This window comes from Pedobacter anseongensis, assembly GCF_037482965.1.
GTDB lineage: Bacteria > Bacteroidota > Bacteroidia > Sphingobacteriales > Sphingobacteriaceae > Pedobacter > Pedobacter anseongensis.
Map to the genome: position 1 here is coordinate 635,714 of NZ_JBBHKB010000001.1, position 21,088 is coordinate 656,801.

At 38.8% G+C, this 21,088-nt stretch carries 16 protein-coding genes; 4 read left to right on the forward strand and 12 right to left on the reverse strand.

What is annotated here, in order from left to right; genetic code table 11:
* Positions 1–31: 31 nt before the first annotated feature.
* From WG904_RS02950 to WG904_RS02960, 3 genes are all read left to right on the forward strand, one after another.
* Positions 32–3,157, forward strand: coding sequence for a SusC/RagA family TonB-linked outer membrane protein (locus tag WG904_RS02950; RefSeq protein ID WP_339577790.1), 3,126 nt, complete (start codon positions 32–34; stop codon positions 3,155–3,157).
* An 11-nt stretch (positions 3,158–3,168) separates the two neighbouring features.
* On the forward strand, positions 3,169–4,614 hold the full coding sequence (locus tag WG904_RS02955; RefSeq protein WP_339577791.1) for a SusD/RagB family nutrient-binding outer membrane lipoprotein: 1,446 nt from the start codon (positions 3,169–3,171) through the stop codon (positions 4,612–4,614).
* Between the two features lie 89 nt (positions 4,615–4,703).
* Positions 4,704–6,794, forward strand: a complete 2,091-nt coding sequence (locus WG904_RS02960; RefSeq protein ID WP_339577792.1) for a prolyl oligopeptidase family serine peptidase — start codon at positions 4,704–4,706, stop codon at positions 6,792–6,794.
* A gap of 141 nt (positions 6,795–6,935) precedes the next feature.
* Here the strand turns inward: WG904_RS02960 and WG904_RS02965 are convergent, their stop codons facing one another.
* From WG904_RS02965 to WG904_RS02995, 7 genes are all read right to left on the reverse strand, one after another.
* Positions 6,936–7,160 carry a CDGSH iron-sulfur domain-containing protein gene (locus WG904_RS02965; protein ID WP_339577793.1) on the reverse strand — a complete coding sequence of 75 codons (225 nt, stop codon included), beginning with the start codon at positions 7,158–7,160 and terminating at the stop codon, positions 6,936–6,938.
* Between the two features lie 104 nt (positions 7,161–7,264).
* A complete protein-coding gene (locus tag WG904_RS02970; protein WP_339577794.1) occupies positions 7,265–7,753 on the reverse strand; it encodes an acyl-CoA thioesterase in 489 nt (162 codons plus the stop codon).
* Between the two features lie 32 nt (positions 7,754–7,785).
* Positions 7,786–8,382, reverse strand: a complete 597-nt coding sequence (locus tag WG904_RS02975; protein WP_339577795.1) for a TetR/AcrR family transcriptional regulator — start codon at positions 8,380–8,382, stop codon at positions 7,786–7,788.
* A gap of 144 nt (positions 8,383–8,526) precedes the next feature.
* Positions 8,527–9,978, reverse strand: coding sequence for a M14 family zinc carboxypeptidase (locus WG904_RS02980; protein ID WP_339577796.1), 1,452 nt, complete (start codon positions 9,976–9,978; stop codon positions 8,527–8,529).
* A gap of 24 nt (positions 9,979–10,002) precedes the next feature.
* The gene (locus WG904_RS02985; protein WP_339577797.1) at positions 10,003–10,686 is read right to left on the reverse strand and encodes a GNAT family N-acetyltransferase; all 684 of its coding nucleotides are present in this window, start codon (positions 10,684–10,686) and stop codon (positions 10,003–10,005) included.
* Between the two features lie 7 nt (positions 10,687–10,693).
* Positions 10,694–11,728 (reverse strand): glycoside hydrolase family 43 protein, encoded by a 1,035-nt coding sequence (locus tag WG904_RS02990; protein ID WP_339577798.1) that lies wholly within the window; start codon positions 11,726–11,728, stop codon positions 10,694–10,696.
* A complete protein-coding gene (locus WG904_RS02995; protein ID WP_339577799.1) occupies positions 11,721–13,115 on the reverse strand; it encodes a sulfatase in 1,395 nt (464 codons plus the stop codon). The genes WG904_RS02990 and WG904_RS02995 overlap by 8 nt, the downstream gene beginning before the upstream one ends.
* Before the next feature lie 170 nt (positions 13,116–13,285).
* Between WG904_RS02995 and WG904_RS03000 the strand changes: the two genes are divergently transcribed.
* A complete protein-coding gene (locus tag WG904_RS03000) occupies positions 13,286–15,325 on the forward strand; it encodes a PAS domain S-box protein (RefSeq protein WP_339577800.1) in 2,040 nt (679 codons plus the stop codon).
* On the opposite strand, the gene WG904_RS03005 is transcribed toward WG904_RS03000, so the two are convergent.
* The 5 genes from WG904_RS03005 to WG904_RS03025 are packed head-to-tail and all read right to left on the reverse strand — an operon-like array spanning position 15,318 to position 21,071.
* Positions 15,318–16,580, reverse strand: coding sequence for a sensor histidine kinase (locus tag WG904_RS03005; protein ID WP_339577801.1), 1,263 nt, complete (start codon positions 16,578–16,580; stop codon positions 15,318–15,320). The genes WG904_RS03000 and WG904_RS03005 overlap by 8 nt on opposite strands.
* Positions 16,564–17,937, reverse strand: coding sequence for a sigma-54-dependent transcriptional regulator (locus tag WG904_RS03010; protein ID WP_339577802.1), 1,374 nt, complete (start codon positions 17,935–17,937; stop codon positions 16,564–16,566). Before WG904_RS03010 ends, WG904_RS03005 begins: the two co-directional genes overlap by 17 nt.
* 20 nt (positions 17,938–17,957) lie before the next feature.
* A complete protein-coding gene (locus tag WG904_RS03015) occupies positions 17,958–19,142 on the reverse strand; it encodes an ABC transporter permease (RefSeq protein WP_339577803.1) in 1,185 nt (394 codons plus the stop codon).
* 16 nt (positions 19,143–19,158) lie between these two features.
* A complete protein-coding gene (locus tag WG904_RS03020; protein ID WP_339577804.1) occupies positions 19,159–20,397 on the reverse strand; it encodes an ABC transporter permease in 1,239 nt (412 codons plus the stop codon).
* Between the two features lie 8 nt (positions 20,398–20,405).
* On the reverse strand, positions 20,406–21,071 hold the full coding sequence (locus WG904_RS03025) for an ABC transporter ATP-binding protein (RefSeq protein ID WP_339577805.1): 666 nt from the start codon (positions 21,069–21,071) through the stop codon (positions 20,406–20,408).
* Positions 21,072–21,088: the final 17 nt, after the last annotated feature.

Sequence of the window (21,088 nt, forward strand, 5' to 3'; positions counted from 1 at the left end):
ATTGCATATATCAACTTAACCTATATTAATTATGAGAAAAATTTTTACTCTACTTTTTCTTCCTTTTATTATACTTTTCAGCCTTTCCCTAAAGGCTCAAGAGCGAATGATAACCGGAAAAGTTATTGCGAGCGATACAGGTAAACCATTACCTGGGGTTGGCATTAAAGTTAAAGGAACCACAACGACAAAATTAACTGACGAACGTGGTACCTATTCCATTTCAGTTCCGAACAACACCTCCGTACTTGTATTTACCTATATTGGCTTTGTAATGCAAGAAGTTACTGTGGGTTCGAAGAGTACGGTTAATATAGAACTCGTTTCTGATGTTAACCAATTACAGGAAGTAGTTATAAATACAGGTCTCGGTATTACACGCCAAAGCAAATCGCTGGGTTATTCTGCACAGAGCGTTAATGGTGAAGATCTTAATGTTAACCACCAGTCTAACCTACTAAATGCACTTCAGGGCAAAATTGCCGGCGCTACAATTACCAGTGTAGGTGGTGGTCCTGGCCAAGGTACTGCAATCCGCATCCGTGGTGTAAACTCAATTGACGCTAACACATCTGGAGATCCTTTATACGTAATTGATGGAGTGCAGATCGATAATACGACTTCTACATTTGGAGCAACACAAAACGGAGGTCAGGGTTTCAGAGCTAGATCTGTGGGCAATCGAGCTTCGGATGTTAATCCAGAAGACATTGAAACCATTAATATCCTCAAAGGTGGTGCCGCTACCGCGTTATATGGCTTAAGAGGAGCAAATGGAGTTGTGGTTATTACCACTAAGAAAGGAAAGGGTACAGGCTTTCAAGTAAACGTTTCTAGCACCTACGGGCTCGATGAGATTAATAAAATCCCCGAAGTGCAAACTACCTATACTTCGGGCGTAGTTGGCGTTTATAACAATGGTTCTAACGGTATCGGACCAGCATGGGGGCCAACCATTGCAGAAGCAAAATTATTAGACCCTACCCATCCAGATAAGTTGTTTAACAATTATGAACGTGCTTACGAAACGGGCAATCAGTCTAAAACCAGTGTTTCAGTTGCTGGGGGCTCAGAAGCCATTCGATTCTATTCTTCAGCATCAACCTTATTTCAGCAAGGCATGATGCCAGGAACAGACTATAAAAATTTGTCTGCACGTTTAAATACCGACATTACGATTAGTCCGAAAATAAAAGCCGGTGTGAATATGAATTTTACCAATTCTGGGGGCTTTAGATATAGTCCAGATCGTTTTGGAGAATCATTAACTTACTGGGCACCGCGTGTAGATGTGGCCGACTACATTAAACCCGATGGAACCCAAAAATATGTTGGTACAAATAACCCAGTTTGGGGGGCTAAAAACAACAGGTTAAAGGATAATGTAAACCGTTTTATCGGAGGTGCTAACCTAAGTTATCAGCCGTTAACTTGGCTTAATTTAAGTTACCGCTTTGGTGTAGATACTTATTCCGATAACCGGGTTGCAAATTCACCTGCAGCACGTGGCGTACCCGGGGAAGTTACTTATGATAACTCAACTGGTCTAATTGGCGAATACAATACCGCTTTCAGAACATTGAACTCTACCTTTATCGCAACCTTATCTTCGAAGCTTACTAAAGATATAAATGGTACTTTACGTTTTGGACACGAACTTTATAACAGAAGATATAAAGAAGCAAGAACCGAGGGCACTCAGTTTAATATCTGGAACTTTTATAACCTTGCCAATGCGAAAGCACTTTCGGTAGGTCAATCGCTCACACAAAAAAGGCTTCAGGGTATTTTCGGCGAAGCAACGTTCGACTATAAAGACTACTTATTTTTAACGTTAACCGGCCGCAACGATATTACGTCTACACTTTCTAAATCGAATAGAAGCTTCTTCTACCCTTCAGCAAGTTTATCGTATGTATTTAGCGATCAATTAAAATTGCCAGAGTGGATTAACCAGTCTAAACTTCGGCTTTCGTATGCAAAACTCGGAAAAGATGCTAATGAATATTCAACATCTTACGGTTTTGGCACCTATACGCTTCCTGCTGGGTATACTGGCTTAAGTATTTCATCTAACCTTGGCAACCCCGATCTAAGGCCCGAGTTTACAAACACCTACGATGCCGGCTTAGAAATGTCGTTCTTAAAAAACCGCTTAGGTTTTGATTTTACGTTCTATTATTCACTAAGTAAAGATCAAATCGTTCAATCACAAATTTCATCAACTACTGGCTATGTTACAACATCGGTAAATGCTGGCGATATACGTAATAGAGGTATAGAGTTGGTATTAAAAGGGGTGCCTATAAAATCGAAAGACTTTTCGTGGGATGCGTTGTTAAACTTTTCTATGAATCGTAATAAGGTATTACGTATGCCAGGCGATGCTACGGAATATGTATATGGGACAGATATCAGTCGCTCATACGGAAGTGGTATTACCCAAAAAATTGTATTGGGCCAATCATATGGAAATATCTATGGAAATTACTTTATGCATTATGGACCGAACTCAGGAGATGAAAGCGCCCCATTGCTTATCGGTGCAAACGGCTACCCAGTTAGCTCAGGAAGTACTTTTAAACTATTGGGCAACTCACAACCCGATTGGATAGGCGGTATTACCAACAACTTCAGGTATAAAAAATTCACTCTTTCTACCTTAATTGATGCACGTTGGGGCTTCGAGAAGTATGATGGATTAGAAAACTTCTACTCTGCTTTTGGCTTACCAAAATATACTGAAGAAAGGCGTTCGTTCAAGGTGTTTGAAGGCGTATTAGCAAATGGAACCCCAAATACGAAATCGGTATGGATGGGGCAAGGTTTAGCACCAGATGGAGTAGTTTACAGTGCACAAGGTTATTATCGCGATGTTTATCGACTTCTTGCCGAGCCATTTGTTCAAGATGCCTCGTGGATTAAACTCAGATCAATAAGTTTAGGTTATTCAATTCCTACTGCTTGGCTGCCTAAAAATGCTATCCGCTCTGCCAGTCTTTCGGTTACTGCCAATAATATTTTATTACACACAAATTATTACGGGCTCGATCCCGAATCAAGTGCGTTTAACAGTGGAAGCAATATCGATGGATCAGCAGGATTTACCTATCCTGCGGCACGCTCCGTTTTATTTACACTTAATGTAGGCCTTTAAAACTTTAGATGATGCAAAAATTAACTAAATACACCATATATTCAGCCATAGCTGTTATACTTACTTTTCAAAGTTGTAAGGACGATTACTTTGAAGATGTTAACTTAAATCCAAATCAGGTTACAACGCCTACATTATCTTCACTACTGGCCACATCTACGTACAAGATTGCCCAGAATAGCGTAAGTGTTGCTAGCATTACCAATCCATTTGTACAATATACAGCAAGCCCATCTCCAAACGCCGCATCCGACATTTATGATACGAACGACCAAAGTGGAACATGGAATGCGCTTTATTATGCAATGGCAGATGCGAATGAATTAAAGAAACTTGCAATTCTGCAAAATTCAAACGAATACCTGGGCGCTGCGAATGTAATGCTTGCCTACAACCTTATCCTCGCCAATGATCTTTGGGGCAGCGTGCCTTTTTCGGAGGCGTTTGTAGCTACCACGCTAAAACCAAAATACGATGCCGATCAAGCAGTATATACCTCTGCAATGGCATTGATAGACGAGGCAATTGCTAATTTTACAGCCACCTCTACCGGAACATTGCTTCCTACTGGCGCTACCAATAGCGATCTTATTTATGGGAAAGTTAGTACCGCAGCTAATCCAAATAAGAACTACTGGAGAAAATTCGCCTATGCGTTAAAAGCACGCTTACTAAATAAAGTAAGTAAAACCGCTGGCTACAATCCAACTGCAGTTTTAACTGCAGTAGCGAATTCGTTTACCAGTACTGCCGATGATGCTGGAATGAATAATTTCTTGGTTCGCAATAACTGGGCTGGAGTGGCCGTTTCTAATGCTGCCCAGTCTCTTGGCGGATGGTTATCTGAGCAATTAGTTGATCATTTAAATGGAACCACTTATGGTATATTTGATCCGCGCATTGCAAAAATTACCGATAAAGCACCCGCAAATGGTCTTTACATAGGTACCACAAATGGCCAGGGTAATCGCCCTCCCGGCGGCAATACCACCAAAGACGAAGTATATATCGCTCAAAGTTCGCCATGGACTAGCGATACTGCACCAATATGGATTGTAACCTATGCAGAGCTCAAATTTATCGAAGCAGAGGCTGCACTTGCGGCAGGCCTAACTACGCAGGCAAACACCGCTTATCAGGCTGGAATAACCGCAAATTTCGATAAGCTGCAAGTTCCTGCAGGCGCCGAAAGAACGGCTTACCTAGCAGCCGCCTTCGTACCGGTAACGAAAGATTTGATTTTTAAAGAAAAATATGTGGCTACTTATCTAAATGCGGAAGCCTGGAACGATGCGCGCCGTTATGACTATGCATACAAGAATTTCACTTTACCTCTTGGAGCAGTGCTACCTACCTATATTCGCAGAATCGATTATGTAAAAGATGAAATCAACGAAAATAATTCCAATGTACCTGCTACAGTTCCTCGTACCACTAAACTGTGGTGGGATCAGTAAAATGCATTTACACTAATAAAAGGACCAAACATTTTTACAAACTTTATACGTCTGTCAAAGTGTTTGGTCTTTCTTTATACCCTTTCCTTATGATCAATCGTTTATCACTTATTGTTATCTCCTTTTTTTTTAGTCTTACCAGTTATTCCCAATCTTTTACCGTTAAATCTGTATTAAGTTATCCCTTTCCATCCGAGCTTACCTCTTCTACCAATGGATCGAAAATTGCTTGGGCGATGAATGAACAAGGTAAAAGAAACATTTATGTAGCTGAAGGCCCTTCGTTTAAGCCTATTAAAATAACCGATTATATTTACGATGACGGGCAAGAACTCACCAGTTTAAGTATATCTAACGATGGGAAATGGGTGGTTTTTGTACGTGGTGGCGATCATGGTTCGAGGGAGGGTACAAATCCTGTAAATGCAGCTTCGCTACCAATGGCCCCCAAAGTGCAGATCATGAGCGTACCCTTTAATGGCGGTAAAGTGAATGTAATTGGAGAGGGCGATAATCCGCTCATTGCACCAAACAGCATGCAAATTATTTTTGATCGGGGCGGGCAACTTATGACCAGTACGATTGATGGAAGTACAGCTTCAAAGAACCTATTTTATGCCAAAGGAACAAATGGTTCCCCTAGTTTTAGTCCGGATGGTTCGAAAATTGCGTTTGTTTCTTCGAGAGGCGATCATTCTTTTATCGGGATTTATACCAATGCCGAAACGCCTATACAATGGCTTTTACCTTCCTTTTCGAGGGATAATTCGCCAAGGTGGTCGCCCGATGGCAACGAAATTGCCTTTATTAGAAATCCTGGCATGGGCGGTGCACCCGATTCGATTTTGGCTAGAAAACATGTTCCCTGGGCCATTTGGCGAGTAAATATTCAAATTGGTGTAGGAAAACAGATTTGGAAAGCACCCGAAACACCGCAAGGTTCGCTGCCTTCGGTAGCGGGGGGTGCAAATTTACTTTGGGCCGCTGATCGATTAATTTTTACCTCATACGAGGATGGGTGGCCGCATTTATACTCGATTGCTACCGATGGCTCGCAACAAACTTTACTTACTCCAGGCGAATTCATGGTAGAACATGTGCAGTTGAGCACTGATAAAAAATGGGTAGTGTTTAGCGCAAATACCGGAAAGGATAAAGATGATATCGACCGAAAACATGTGTATAAAGTTTCGATAGATAAAGCCGATATGCAAGCGCTAACGAGCGGAAAAGGCTTAGAAAGCATGCCAGTTATTACAGGCGATCGAGCAAATATTGCTTACTTCAGTGCCACGGCACAGCAGCCGCTTTTGCCAGCTATTTTTAGCGAACAAAGTAAGCAGACTCAGTTGTTGTGTGCCGATTTAATTCCAGACGACTTCCCCTCCGCGCAATTGGTTACCCCTACTCATGTTACTTTTAAAGCTGCAGATGGGGTTACGGTGTATGGGCAATTGTTTACACCCACTGGCAGACCCCGAAAAAAAGGAGCAATTGTTTATGTGCATGGCGGACCGCAGCGACAAATGTTTTTAGGCTGGAACCACATGGATTATTATTCGATTGATTACGCTTTAAACCAGTACCTAGTGAGCTTGGGCTATGTGGTTTTATCGGTGAATTACAGACTGGGCATTGGTTACGGGTATGAATTCCACAAACCACTTTTTGCAGGAGCGCAAGGGGCGTCAGAATATCAAGATATTAAGGCGGCTGGGGAATGGTTGGCTAAACAATCTAATATCGATCCAAAGCGAATTGGCATTTATGGTGGGTCGTATGGGGGATATCTTGTGGCTTTAGCTCTTGGAAAAGATTCGAAATTATTTGCTGCAGGGGTTGATATTCATGGTGTAAATAGTCGATTTAATAGTACTGTTATTGAAAAAGAAACCGCACCAGATGCACAATTGGCAGCAGAAAAAGTAATTGCTTCTTCTCCACTAACCTATTTAAGCACCTGGACATCACCCACACTTCTTATCCATGCTGATGATGATCGGAATGTACCATTTAGTCAAAGTGTAGATTTAGCACGCCGTTTTGAGCTTAAAAAATTCGATTTCGAGTATTTAGCCATCCCAGACGATACACATCATTGGATGAAGTTTTCGAATGCAGTTAAAGTTTCGGAAGCAACAGCCAGTTTTTTACACCAGAAATTGGCAAAGAGGGAGTAATCTACTAACCACAGAGATTTTTATATATTAACCGCAAAGGCCAAAGTTTTTTTAACACAGAGCTCACAGCGTGATTTCGCCGAGCACACAGAGGTAGTGGTATGCACAAAAACTCTAATTTCTCTGTGTTAAACTATATAATTATGCCTTTTTCGGAGGAAGATCAAAAGCTACCGCTTCGTGTTCGAAATGCCCATTATGTGAGCCATCGCAAAAAGGCTTGTTCTGCGATAAGCCGCAGCGACAAATGGATAAAACTGTTCTGCCTTGTAAACCATAGGCATTTCCACTTCTATCTACGATTTCGAAATCGCCCTCTATCTTTACCGAACCGTTATTGTTAATTGTAAGTTTTGTTGTAGCCATTGCTTATATGTTTGATACAAAACTAGCTTAATGGATTGGAAATGCTTAAAATGATTTCAATTTAGAAACATTCTTGTTTTTAAGGAAGTTTCTCATAGTATTTATTAAGCAAGCGCTCTCATCTCTTTTAATAAAGATATAATCCTTTCCTTAATACTGCCTTCTGCAAAAGAATTTTCAAGTTCAATGCGCTTTGCAAATTCCATGAAATCGCTAGGATGGTTTTCTCGTTTTCCTGTTTTTACACTTATGGGAACAAAGCGCGTCCACATTATCGCCTTCAATTCAGTTTGTTCAGCGTTCATCATCAGCAGCTCTACTAAAAGATACTGGTCACTCGCCTTAACCAGCGAACTCTTAATTAACACTTTTTCATTGTATTTTGCAGGTTTAAGGTAATTTATTTCATGACTGCCCACCACCCAGCCAATTCCCTTATGGTAATAACTCGTCAAATCTAATTGATAATTATCCTTTAAATGATCTTCGCGAGCATTCAAAAAATAATCTAAATAACGTGCATTGTTTAAATGTCCGAATAAATCGCAATCGCTAAAGCGAACAGTATAAAAAGATTGAGGTTCTTTAATCATATTAAGTTTGTAGACCGATTGGTCCATTATTACTACTTTTTATAGTTCTTTATGTGCTTTTTAAGGTAAGAAAGCAAATCATTCAAGTATTTCGGCTCGTTGTTTAACCGACTCATCATCATTCCGCCTTCAATAACTGAAAAAATTAGATTTGCTTCGGCCTTAGCATCTACCTTTTTGCGAAATTCTTTAGTGGCAATACCTTTATTAATAATGTACTCTAGCGAGCCTAGCATTTTGTTCAAGGCCAACGCAGCCTTTTCTTTTAAGGCAGGAAAATTAAAATCAGCATCAACAGCAGTATTCAATACTGGGCATCCGCCTTCAATAGTAGGATAAATGCTATAATTATGGTAAAAATTAAAAATTGCCACCAATTTATCCTTTGCTGAAACTTCATTTCTAATCTTTTCAGACAATGCCGCAATTAAACGTTCATTGGCATATTCAAACGCCATTAGCGCAATCTCTTCCTTACTTTCGAAATTACCGTACAAACCACCTTTAGCAAGCCCGGTGGCATCTAAAATGTCGTTCATAGAGGTGGCTGCAAACCCCTTCTTATTAAAAATAGGTGCAGCTTTTTCTATGATAAATTTTTTCGTTTGTTCCGATTTTGTCAACATCATAACAAATATAGACCGTTCGGTCTAAAATAACAAATTTATTTTCATTCGATGAATATTGGCACAGGCTTCGATGCAATGACAATAGAAAATTCTTTCAAAACTTCACGGTTGAACATATAAAGACGTTCGAATTCGCATAACTTCCTAATATCCCATCGCGTTCATCACTGGTAGCGCATTCGATGATAAATCAATCACAAAACCATTAATCAACGCATATACAGGTTTTCTACCTTTTGCGAGTATAAAATTAGCGGGCTCGGCAACGCTTATTTCAGTAGATAGATCTGCGTTGGTTAAATTTAACAATCTATTTTGTATTGGGCCAACAGGAGATAATTCATTCTTCCATTTCACAAAAAGATAGCCTCTTTTAATTATTCGCATTTCCTTTTTTGGAGTAAGTTTTTCCCATTTTAACCTTTTTAAGATTTTGGTTTTTCCATCAACGATATGAAGTCCGTCGGCATTAACTTCTTGATAAGCAAAAGTGCTATCCAAATCTGCAACTTTGACGATAGTCCCTGCAAAATTCATCGTTAAAAAATCAGCACTTAAGCGTTGGTTTCGATTGATACCTAAATCGGTTTTACCATCTTTGAAATCTACTTTACGCACAATTACATCATGTAAATTTCTATTGTTATTGGGCAGTGCCCAATAATTTTCTACATTTTCATTGAGATAATTCTCTGAAGCAATAGCATCTAGAGCGGTAAGTATACTATAGAAATTTACTTTTCTAATAAATTGCTTGTCTGGATCATTTTGATAACCACCCGATTCGATTAAAACTGTAGAAATTCCCATGCCCTGAAAAGTATCGCCAAAGCAAGTTGAATCGTGGGTATCATTATACTTTGCTACTTGATTAGGGATTTTAGTTTGAATTGCTTTATTTACTGTTGCGATAACCTGAACGGCCTTTGTGCGTACAGCATTCATTTCTTTGGCTGTATTGTATGCTGGCGCCAAAAAAGAAATGGTTGCTGGATTTCTCGTGTTTTTGCCAGCGGCATATAATGTACTCTGATCGTGCAGGTTAAATCCGAACGCTGGATTTAACTGCTTGCCCAAGTGCATTAATGCTCTTGCTTCGGGCGTGGCCAAATTCTTTGCATCCCGATTTAAATCGATATTCATGCTGTTTCTACGCGTCCAAATTTGTGCACCATCGGGATTTAACATCGGCACAAAATGTAATTCAAGTTGGTTAAGTAGTTTATTTCTTAGCGGATTAAATTGATCGTTAGCAGATAAAAAGTTAAACAAATCGAACAAGGCCATCGTTGCTGTGGCTTCATCGCCATGCATTTGCGACCATAACAAAACCTTAGTCTTTCCTGTACCCGCTGTTAAATGATGGATGCTTCGTTTATTAACTGATTCGCCAATAATTTCATCTCTCAGGAGATTAGATTTAACCTGTTTTTCGATCAAAGGCAATAAATCGCTGTGCTTAAATAACCTGCTTTGTATTGACGCTTCTTGGTATTGAGTGTAGTTTTGCCAAATCTGTTCAATTTCGCTTTGCTGGCCGGTGCTTTTTAGCGATAAAAACAGAAGAAAAATTAATAGGTAGCTTTTACTTTTCATCTAACGTAGTATTTAAAAAATTACTTAACCAACTTTCCTTAAAACATATGCAAACATCTCGGTTCGAATAACAAAACCAAGTTTTTGATACAATTTAACCGCAGCTACATTATCATTTCGAACATGCAAAAAAGGAATTTGATTCTTGGCTAAAATTCGTTTTATCTGTTCACGCAATAAGATGTAGGCATAACCATTCCCCAAATGATCGGGATGGGTACACACTGCACTGATTTCGATATAGGGTATTGGATGAAACCTATGACCTGCCATTGAAACCAATTTCTCGTCTCGAAACACACCTGTATAATTCCCCAATAAAATAGTCTTACTTTTAAAAGGTCCGGGCTGGGTAAGCTTAACTAAAGCTATCATTTCTTCTACATGGCTTTCGTTCAAGTCTTCAAACGGCTTTTCATCGCCACTTGGCACCTGAGTAGGTTCATAAACTAGTTGAAACATATCGATATGCGAAACTAACTCCCAGTTTTTCGGGGTTTGGTAGGCCTTTGGAGTAAAGACTACGAATGTGCTTTCAGGAGGAGAATTTTCGTGCAACGCTTCGAAATTTTCTTTCGAGTTTTCTTTTAACCCGGCAAAAGGAGCAATATCTTCTTGATAATAGGTAGCCTCAGGCGTTCCTTTTGAAAACGCAAGATGCGCGGTACAAAGCGCATGGTAAATTGGATTATCTAAAATGTGGTTCATTAATGATTTAATTTTCGCCGGATGGCTTTTTAACTAACACACCCGCAGCAACTGGAATACCAAAAACAGGATCGCCATGTCTATCCCAAGAAAACTTTTGCAACCTTAAGTTTCGCTGCCAACCTGGTTTTTCGGCAATCTTTGAGTGGTAAAATATCCAATCTTCTTTATCATCTGGCGACTTGGTAAAACTCGCATGGCCTGTACCCAAAACCTGCGCTGTCCCTTCAAATACTGGCCCTTTCTTTACCCAGTTTTGCGCTTGCATAGGATCGCTGCCTTGTTTTAAGCGCAATTGCCCTAAACGATATTCTTTTAACCACGATTCGCGAGTAGAATAGATAATAAACACATCTTTATCGTGCTTTAGCACTTCTGGCCCCTCGTTTAGGTTTAAGGGGCCACCCGTTTCCCATGGTTCTTGAGGACTCGAAATTTTTACCCGCTCAGAACTGATGGTATAGGGGTTTTTCATTTTAGCAATATAAAGATGCTGACCCGTTTTATCGGTTTTTTTGTTCTCTTCCCATCCCGACCAAATGGCATACAGCTGCCCGCTAATCTCAGTTACGGTAAGATCAATGGCCCAAATGGTTTTGCAATAGTCGTTATCATCCTCACCTGTTTTTAGCACACCCTTATCAATATACTTACCTTGTGCATTATCAGATACCGATTCTAAAACTCCCGAACGCTGAAACGTATAAGGAGGCCCCGATTTGCCGGCAGCATAGTAGATGTACCATTTCCCATTTACGTGATGAATTTCAGGAGCCCATATGCAATTACTATTCCAGCCCTCTTTGGGAGCAACCCACACAACTTTACGTTCGCCAAGTTGGGTTAATGATTTCGATTTACTTATGGCGATAAAATTCTTACTGTTTTTTCCGGCGCCACTAAAAGAGGAATAGTAAAATCCATCCACTTTGGTAACCCAAGGATCAGCACCCTTGCCAATGGGATTGGTAAAATAAGCTGTTGGATCTTGTGCACTTATTAATAAAACGCTAACTAATAAAGCCTTAAAAACATTATTCATTCTTATTTGGGATTACAGGTAATTCGGCATTTACTTCCTTACGCCAGGTAGAAAGCTTATGCTTAAGTTCTTTTAACTTACCAGGCATTGTTTTGGAAAGATCTATTTTTTCGCCAATATCCTGTTCAATGTTATACAGTTCGAAACGATTTCCTTTATAAAAGTTAATCAATTTATAATCGCCCATCCTAACCGCACTCGCCATTCTATTTACCCATTTACCGGTTTCTGAGGGATAGTGCCAATATAAAGCATCTCTTGTTAATTTCGCACCTTGAGTTAGCAAGGGCAATAGATTTATGCCATCTAATTGTTCATTTGATTTTGGAGCTTGGTTAGCTGCACTTAAAAATGTTGGATAAAAATCGATACTACATACGGCTTCATTGCTAACGGTGCCTGCTTTTATAAAGTTTGGCCATTTCATAATTAACGGCTCTCGGATTCCGCCTTCGTATAACCAAGATTTACTTGCTCTGAGTACTCCATTATTCCCAGCATTGGGCGCACCGCCATTATCTGAAAAGAATACAAAAATGGTATTCTGATCTAATTTATTCGCTTTCAACGCCGCTAAAACATCGCCAACCCCGGCATCAATTCGCGCTAGCATAGCGGCTAAATAAGGATTATCAAGATGTGCCGATTCATGCCTAATATTCCCGGCACCAAAATATTTTTCGGCTTCACCAACGCCATACTTTTGGTCGAATTTTGCTTTGTATTTATTTACTAAAGCTTCTGGGGCATCCAATTTAGTATGTACGCTATAATAGGGCAAATATAAAAAAAAGGGTTTATCCTTATTTCGTTCAATAAATTTAACCGCTTCTTTACTCTGCCGATCTGTTAAATATTCGCCACTTTCGCCCTCAGCAAGTGTTGCAATTTTATCATATGGAAAAAAGTAATCGCCATCGGCAATATATTTAGTTTCAGAAGCGATTACTTCGTTAAAACCATGGGCTTGTGGACTACCTTTCATTGTCTGGTAATCGGTATCTAAGTGCCATTTACCAATGATTGCAGTTCGATATCCGGCATTAGACAAAGCCTCGTTTAAGGTATAATATTTTGCGGGATCTAACCACCTGTCAGTTTTAGCGGGCAAAAAATCGGTAATACCTGTTCGGGCAGGATATTGTCCGGTTAAAATACTTACGCGTGAGGGCGAGCAAATTGCAGCAGCAGCATAGGCTTGGGTAAACCTGATTCCTTCCTTCGCGAGATGGTCGAGATTTGGCGTTTCATTAAAAGTATTGCCATAGCAACCTAACTCTCCATATCCCAAATCATCAGCCATAACAAAAACGATGTTAGGTTTAGCTTTATTCTGAGCATGTAGGTTAATGCTAGACAACAAAAATAACAGTAATAGATATTTCATCTGTTTATAATTTTTGCTTTAATGTAAGACGTTCCTTGCCATGATTCATGGTGTATAAACGATAAAAGTACAATTTTACTAGCAGATTGGAATTGCAAATACCCATTAATTTTTATTAAATTCGGTTCCTTGTTTTTAATCAGCATAACGCATTTGAACCCTATCTGCTAATGAAAATACCTAATGGATTAGAAAATAACTTGTTGCCATTTTTAAAAGGCGGGGGAGAAATGGGCGAACTCATCCGTTCTATCAATTGGAAAACAAACCCATTAGGCGAACCTAAACAATGGCCCTTATCTTTAAAACACGCCGTAAGCATGATGCTCAGCACAACATTACCTGTGCTTATCTGTTGGGGTGAAGAATATATTCAATTATACAATGATGCGTTCAGGCCAATAAATGGCACAGCCAAGCATCCAAAGGCATTGGGTGGTTCGGCTAGAAATACCTATGCAGAAATATGGGATACCATTGGCCCGATGTTTAAAAATGTGATGGAAGGGGCTTCAGTAGGCTTTCCAAATTTTATGGTCCCAATAGATCGCAACGGATATGTAGAAGAGTGCTACTTTGATTTCTCTTATAGTCCAATAAGCGACGAAAACGGACATATTGGAGGGGTACTTGTTATTTGCGTAGAAACTACCGAAAAAGTAAAAAACTCGAAAGATTTATTGAGCATCAATGAGGAACTTGCGGCTTCTATCGAAGAACAAGCTGCTGCAAATGAGGAATATGCTGCAATTAATGAAGAGTTAGCAGCTACAAACGAAGAACTCATACAAACACAATACAATCTTCAGCAAAGCGAAAAGCTATTCAAATCTATTGCATTAAATATACCGAAATCCTTAATTATTGTTATCGACAAAAATCATCGCTTTATCACTATAGAAGGCGATATTATGGAAAAGATGGGTTACAACAGTGGCGATTACAAGGGGAAACATCCAACCGAAGTTGCTCCACCTGAGCGCTATGAGGCTACCAAACACCTCTATGAAAAGGTGCTGGCAGGAGAAAAATTTTCGACCGAAAGAAAGTCGTCTATGAGTGATGATACCTATATGGTTCATTTTATACCGCTCAAAAACGATGCTCAGGAGGTTGAGGCAGGATTAATTATCGCCTTAGAAATTACCGACATCAAACAAGGTGAGGAGAAAAGTGCAAAGTTAGCCGCAATTATCGAATCGTCTGATGATGCCATCATTAGTAAAACACTCGAAAGTGTAATAACGAGTTGGAATGAATCTGCCGTTCGCATGTTTGGCTACACTGCAGACGAAATTATAGGGGAAACCATTTACAAGCTTATTCCTTTAGATAGGCAAGACGAGGAACCAAAAATATTGGCTCGTTTAAAAAATGGAGATCGGGTAGAGCATTTTGAGACCAAAAGGCTTACCAAAAGTGGTAAATTGATTGATGTATCATTATCCATATCCCCAGTAAAAGACAAAAACGGTCAAATTATTGGGCTCTCGAAAATAATTAGGGATATTACGTTTAAAAAACAGGAAGAGCAACGTAAAAACGATTTTGTGGCCATGGTAAGTCATGAGCTTAAAACACCATTAACTACCATCCACTCTTATATTCAACTTTTATTAGCTAAATCTAAAAAGGAGGGCGATGATTTCCACATTAAAGCCCTTAGCCGAACAGAAGTACAAACGAAGCGTATGACGGCTATGATAAACGATTTTTTAAATGTGGCACGTCTGGAAGAGGGGGAAATGTCTATCCATAAAAAAAAGTTTGAATTTTCTTTATTAGCAACAGAAATTGCTCAAGATGTGCAATTTTTAACTTCAAAACATACCCTACAACTGGTTGGCTGCGATACAATCTTTATATATGGCGATCGAGATAAGCTCGGTCAGGTACTGAACAACCTACTTAGCAATGCTATAAAGTATGACCCTGATGGAGGAATCATTACCTTGGGTTGTGAAAAGCAAGGCAATAGTGTAAAAATATACGTGAAAGATAAAGGAGTTGGCATCAGACCTGAGGATCAAAAACGTCTTTTCGAACGATTTTATCGCGCCGAAGACGATAAGTTAAAAATGGTTTCGGGCTTTGGTATCGGCTTGTATTTGGTTTCTGAAATATTACGTCACCACGACAGCAAAATTGAGGTAGAGAGTAAAGAGGGTGAAGGGTCTACTTTTTATTTTAGTTTAGAAACGATTACTTAACCTCAATAATAAATTTTGTTACCTCGTTCTCTGTCCTTAAAAAGAAACCAAAGCTGTGGTTTACTAAAATTTCTCTCACTAGGGTTAATCCTATGCCCTGCCCATCTTTTTTTGTGCTAAAAAATGGACTGAACACCTCCTCATTATGTTCTTTATCGATTCCTTTTCCGTTATTGGCAATCACTATTTGATGAAGCATTGAATCGAGTTTAAAAGTAATCATTCCGGTTTTTTCAATAGCTTCTATTGCGTTTTTTACAATATTGATAAAAGCCTGTTCCAACTGTTGCTCATCGCCCAAAATAAAATATGGCTCATTCGGTAAGTCGAGCTCAAATTTAATTTCTTTCCCTTTCACAGAAAAGGCCATCAACTGTGCCACAGATTTAAGCAGGCTTACCAAATCTAATTCCTTTTTATTTGCTGCTGGAAGCTTAACCAAATCTGCAAAATTTCGCATAAAAATATTCAGATTTTGATTTCGATCTATCGCCACTTGTAAAGCGTTTTTTAGGAGCTGGTTCTTCTCGTTTGCCTGCTCTTCTTGTTGGCCTAACGCCAAATGAATAATTGAATTTACAGGCCCAATAGTATTGTTTACTTCATGAGCCATCATCCTAATCACTTTACTGTATATGTTCTTTTCTGCTTCGAAAATCTCTGAAGTTACATCTTCCAACAATATAAAAACCCGCTCAAACCCACGATCTATAAATTTTGATTTTTGGATTTTATACGTTTTTACCCCTCCTATTTTAACCATTTTTCCAACACCTATTTTCATGGGTGTAAGTTCACTTGATAAAAGTTCAGGGTAAAGATTTAAAATCTCTCTGGCTTGTGGATTAATTTGTTTGATTTCGCCATCATAGTCGAGAATAATAATTCCAGTGGGTGAAGTTTGAATGAGTTTATCGAGAAAAAAGTGTTGTTCTTGTTGTTTTGTACGCTCATTCCTCAACTCATCGATCATTCTATTATACACATCTACTAATTCGTCGACTTCTGTTTTACCCGTAACCAAAAACTTAACATTAAAGTCTTGGTCTTTTATTGCATTCACCCCTTGTTTCAAATACATCAACGGTGTAATGAGCTGTTTATATAAGCTCAACGAAATGAGAATGGAGAAAAGGATAAAGACTTCGGATAGTAAAAAGATGAGTTCATCCTTTTCGAAAATGAAATAGCTCATCACTAGGCAAACCAAGTGAATGGTAACAACAAATGTGATATACTTAGTCTTCAGTTTCATTAAAAGGGATCTGGTACTTTTCTAGGCGTCGATACAACGCATTTCTGGTAATTCCAAGAGAAGCTGCGGCTTTGGTGATCCGGTTTTTATGAAAATTCATAGCTTGTTTTACCATTTCGGCCTCCATTTGGTCGAGCGTCATGGTACCCACTCCTGGTAATTTAACTTTATCGTTCTTTAAGGGCGAAAGATGCAGTTGCGCCTGAAAATCATCAACTCCTAACTCGTTTTTATCGCTAATAAGTACGGTACGTTCTACCAAATTCTTCAACTGCCTAATGTTTCCTGGCAATGGTAATTGTTGTAACCAGCGCATAGCTGTTGCAGAAACGGTTAGATGGGGGCGATTATATATCTCTTTAAGGTTGGTAATAAAGAAGTTAACCAATAACGGGATGTCTCCTTTCCGTTCTCGAAGTGCAGGTAAATGAATGGTAACCAAATTAATTCGATATAATAAATCTTCTCGAAACGTAGCTACTTGTACCATTTCGTTTAAATTCTTATTGGTTGCACAAACCACTCGTATATCGACTGTTTTGGTTCGGCTACTGCCTAACACCTCATAGGTTCTATCTTGTAAAACGCGAAGTAATTTTACTTGATTGCTCGCCTCCAAATCGCCAATTTCATCTAAAAAAATAGTGCCTTTATGTGCCATTTCAAACCTGCCCATTCGGTCGAAACGCGCATCGGTAAAAGCCCCACGAACATGCCCAAACATCTCGCTTTCGAATAACGATGAAGAAATACCACCTAGATTAACTTTCACAAAGGGTTTGGCAGCTCTAGCACTATTTTCATGAATGGCTTCGGCAATCAGTTCTTTTCCTGTACCGCTTTCGCCCGTTATAAGTACGGATGCATTTGTTGCAGCTACCCTACCTATAATTTCTAAAATAGTTAATAATTCTGGATCCTCTCCTATGATTTGCTTAAGCTGATACTTTTTGTCAAGTTCTCTTCTATTTTTGGCTACTGGCTTTTTCCCGTTTAATTGCAGTAAAGTAGCTACAGATTGCAATACATAGTCGTTATTCCAAGGTTTATTAATAAAATCGTTTGCCCCTAATTTCATTCCTTTCACGGCTAGATCAATGCTCCCCCAGCCGGTTATCAGAATAATAGGCAATATAGCATCATGCGTTCTTATTTGTTGCAATAAACTCATGCCTTCATCGCCAGAGGTATCAATAGAAAAGTTCAAATCTAAAATAACAAGTTCAGGCTTTTGAGTTTGTATAATCTCAAAAGCCTGAAGGGCATTGTTTGCCGTAAGCACCTCATTACCTGCTCCTTTTAAAAGTAATGACAAGGAAGTTCTTACGGCAATATCATCATCAACAAGTAATATCATATGCGAAGTTAAGATAAGGATTATTCTTCATGTAATGCAACTGCTGGATGAATGGCTGCAGCTTGTTTACCCGGATATAAGGCACAAAGAAAAACTAATAGATAAATAAAAATTACAGTCAATACCATCGCTATGAGGTAAACACTAGAGGCTACATCAAAAACATTGAGCAGTGGGAACTGAACGGCAAAGAAACAGCCCACTACTAATGATAAAGTGGCTAAAAGTAATGCTTCTACAACCAACTGGTAAGAAACATTAGTTCCTGTGGCTCCAATTGCTCTTCGTAAACCAATTTCGCCCCTTCTTTTATTGATGTTATACCAGAGTACGCCGAATAAGCCCAAAGCCACATTGATGATTAAAAAGCTAGCGATGATGATAAAAATAATCATCGGGATAATCGTTACTTCATTTTTAGCATCGCGCATTTCGGTAAGATGCTCAATTCCCACGGTCGAATTCTTAAAAGTACTGGTCATGAACTTGTATAACTCGCTCTCGAAAGCAGCATTTGCATTTTCGCTTACTTTGACCAAAATATTGCGATTTTGTCGTAAATCTGAAGTATCTGCTCTATTGAACATTGCATTACCCGCTGGCCAATAATCGCCATTAGCTTTAATGTCTTGTACTACACCAATTACTTTCATGCTGTTCTTATCTTCAAAATCGCCTAGTAATTGTCCAACTGCGCTACGCTTACCAAATATGGCTGTCTGTAAGGTTTCATTGATAATGATGCTTTTATTTTTTGTCGCTTTATCATCTTCATTGAACCATCTGCCGGCGATGAGTTTTACATTCCAAACTTTTACATAATCTTCGGCATCGGCATAAACATTAACCCAGTTAAATCTCTTGCCGTTTTTATTTAAGGAAGTACTTATATTGCTGTTCGAGTATGGAAAATTCGTCCCAGAAAAGGTCACGGCTTCAATTTGTGGCATAGCTTTAAGTGAATTTTTCAAGTTGCGATAAAATATTTGTAGCGAGTCGGCATTCTTAGTTACGTGTTCATTATCATAGTTAATAGCCCAAACATGTTTGTACTCAAAGCCTAAAGGTTTTGTGTAATTTTGATAGTAAAAGGTGATAAAAGAAAATACGGCAAAGATGACTAAAAATGAAACAAGGATTTCGGACAAAAACAGGAAATTTTGCTTCCGTTTATTCCAAATTAATTTAAATAAATGTTTTAACATGATAATTTCTTTTAGGTTATTGTGCTTTTAAAGCTGTAACTACATTTAATTTAGACATGCGCCAAGCCGGATACACGCCAGATAGCAATCCGAAAAATAAGCAAGCGATGAAACTATACAACAGCACAGAAAAATTTATTTTCAAATAGACATTTTCGATTAGCTGTAAATCATTGATAAAATAAATCACAAACACCGAAAAAAATAGCCCAATTAGTCCACCGAAAAAGGTTAATATCATATTTTCTACAATGAACTGATAAACTAGTGTTTTAGAAGAAGCACCGAAAGCCTTTCGAACTCCGATTTCAGACAAACGCTCTAAAATACGTGTGATATTGATGTTTACTAAATTGATGGTTGGCAACAATAAAAATAGGAGCACGAAAAGACTAAGGACCCCGATAACAGTCGAAGTTCCTGAATCTTTTCCATCGCCTGCCAACCTTCTGGTTATACTGGTAAAATACGGATCAGCGTGACTGTATACGGCATCGAACTCTTTTGTAGAGATTGGGATTTTTTTCATCATCTGATCAAATTCTTCTTTCAGCTTTGAAACATCCGCCTTTGTTTTCGCTAGCAGCACTGCATTAAAGCCACCCATTAAGTCGGGCTTGTTATAGTTGTCTTTTGCCACGGTATATGGCAAGTACATATCACCTGCAAGGCTAAGAAGTGTTTTTGGAACATTATCTACTACCCCTATTACGCGATAGTTTATATTGTCTGCAGAAATGTATTTACCAACAACTTTTGCTTCATCTCCAAAATACTCTTTTTTTGTTTTAATAGATATTACAGCTACGTATTCACGATTGTCGATTTGACTTTGCGAGTAAGGTTTTCCTTCTAAAAAATGATATTCCAATACCCTCCAATAATCAGCGTTGGTATGCTTATAGTCTATCACAATTTTTTGGTTATTTACATAAGCATTAGACGATCTTGCGTTTGATGAAATTGCCATCATTTCTATATTTTTTAGTCGAGATACATAGTGGTCTAAAAAATAAAAAGAAACATCAGACCTACTTAACCACCCTTCTTTGGTGTTCGACATTTCCATTGTGGTTACATACAAGGATCGATCTCTTTTATAGTCTGGATAATCTGGGCTAATCACTTTGTCGAGAAAGGCAACGCCAACCATGAGTATCGTTAATGTAAAACTGATTCCGAATAAACTGATAAACGTGAAAAATTTTCTTCGCTTCAATACCGCAATGGCGATTTTAAAATAATTTTTTAGCATGGTGGTTTCTATTGAACTTGTGAACCATCAAAAAGACGGACTAATCTGTGTGTTTTATTCGCCATATTTTCATCGTGCGTAACCATTACAATGGTGGTGCCTTCATTTTTATTGAGATTGATGAGGATTTCCATAATCTCATTTCCCATCCCACTATCTAAATTTCCTGTGGGTTCATCGGCCAATATAATTTTTGGGTTGCCTACAATTGCTCGTGCAATGGCTACACGCTGACGTTGTCCACCCGATAATTGAGTAGGAAAGTGCCTTAATCTATTGCTTAATCCAACTTTTTCTAAAGCTTCGCTTGCCAACTGCTTTCGCTCTTTTGCAGTCGAATTGCGATAGAGTAGCGGCAACTCCACATTGTCTAAGACTTGCAAATCGTTAATTAAATGATAGCTCTGAAAGATAAAACCCAATTTTTCGTTTCTAAATTTAGCCAGTTGCTGATCTGAAAATCTACTAATGTCTTGCTCGTTGATGCTGATGCTTCCTTTAGAAGGCTCATCTAACAAGCCCATAATATTCAGTAAAGTGCTTTTTCCACAACCCGATGGGCCCATGATGGAAAGAAATTCGCCATTAGCAATGTTTAGGTTAATGCCATTTATGGCTAAGGTTTCGACGGTATCCGTACGGTAGACTTTCTCTATGTTTTGTAAGCGTATCATTTGGTATGATTTATAAT

What these genes read in the sequence shown, in the direction of transcription:
- WG904_RS02950 (WP_339577790.1), top strand. Translation starts at nt 32, where the DNA reads ATGAGAAAAATTTTTACTCTACTTTTTCTTCCTTTTATTATACTTTTC.
- WG904_RS02955 (WP_339577791.1), top strand. Translation starts at nt 3,169, where the DNA reads ATGCAAAAATTAACTAAATACACCATATATTCAGCCATAGCTGTTATA.
- WG904_RS02960 (WP_339577792.1), top strand. Translation starts at nt 4,704, where the DNA reads ATGATCAATCGTTTATCACTTATTGTTATCTCCTTTTTTTTTAGTCTT.
- WG904_RS02965 (WP_339577793.1), bottom strand. Translation starts at nt 7,160, where the DNA reads ATGGCTACAACAAAACTTACAATTAACAATAACGGTTCGGTAAAGATA.
- WG904_RS02970 (WP_339577794.1), bottom strand. Translation starts at nt 7,753, where the DNA reads ATGATTAAAGAACCTCAATCTTTTTATACTGTTCGCTTTAGCGATTGC.
- WG904_RS02975 (WP_339577795.1), bottom strand. Translation starts at nt 8,382, where the DNA reads ATGATGTTGACAAAATCGGAACAAACGAAAAAATTTATCATAGAAAAA.
- WG904_RS02980 (WP_339577796.1), bottom strand. Translation starts at nt 9,978, where the DNA reads ATGAAAAGTAAAAGCTACCTATTAATTTTTCTTCTGTTTTTATCGCTA.
- WG904_RS02985 (WP_339577797.1), bottom strand. Translation starts at nt 10,686, where the DNA reads ATGAACCACATTTTAGATAATCCAATTTACCATGCGCTTTGTACCGCG.
- WG904_RS02990 (WP_339577798.1), bottom strand. Translation starts at nt 11,728, where the DNA reads ATGAATAATGTTTTTAAGGCTTTATTAGTTAGCGTTTTATTAATAAGT.
- WG904_RS02995 (WP_339577799.1), bottom strand. Translation starts at nt 13,115, where the DNA reads ATGAAATATCTATTACTGTTATTTTTGTTGTCTAGCATTAACCTACAT.
- WG904_RS03000 (WP_339577800.1), top strand. Translation starts at nt 13,286, where the DNA reads ATGAAAATACCTAATGGATTAGAAAATAACTTGTTGCCATTTTTAAAA.
- WG904_RS03005 (WP_339577801.1), bottom strand. Translation starts at nt 16,580, where the DNA reads ATGAAACTGAAGACTAAGTATATCACATTTGTTGTTACCATTCACTTG.
- WG904_RS03010 (WP_339577802.1), bottom strand. Translation starts at nt 17,937, where the DNA reads ATGATATTACTTGTTGATGATGATATTGCCGTAAGAACTTCCTTGTCA.
- WG904_RS03015 (WP_339577803.1), bottom strand. Translation starts at nt 19,142, where the DNA reads ATGTTAAAACATTTATTTAAATTAATTTGGAATAAACGGAAGCAAAAT.
- WG904_RS03020 (WP_339577804.1), bottom strand. Translation starts at nt 20,397, where the DNA reads ATGCTAAAAAATTATTTTAAAATCGCCATTGCGGTATTGAAGCGAAGA.
- WG904_RS03025 (WP_339577805.1), bottom strand. Translation starts at nt 21,071, where the DNA reads ATGATACGCTTACAAAACATAGAGAAAGTCTACCGTACGGATACCGTC.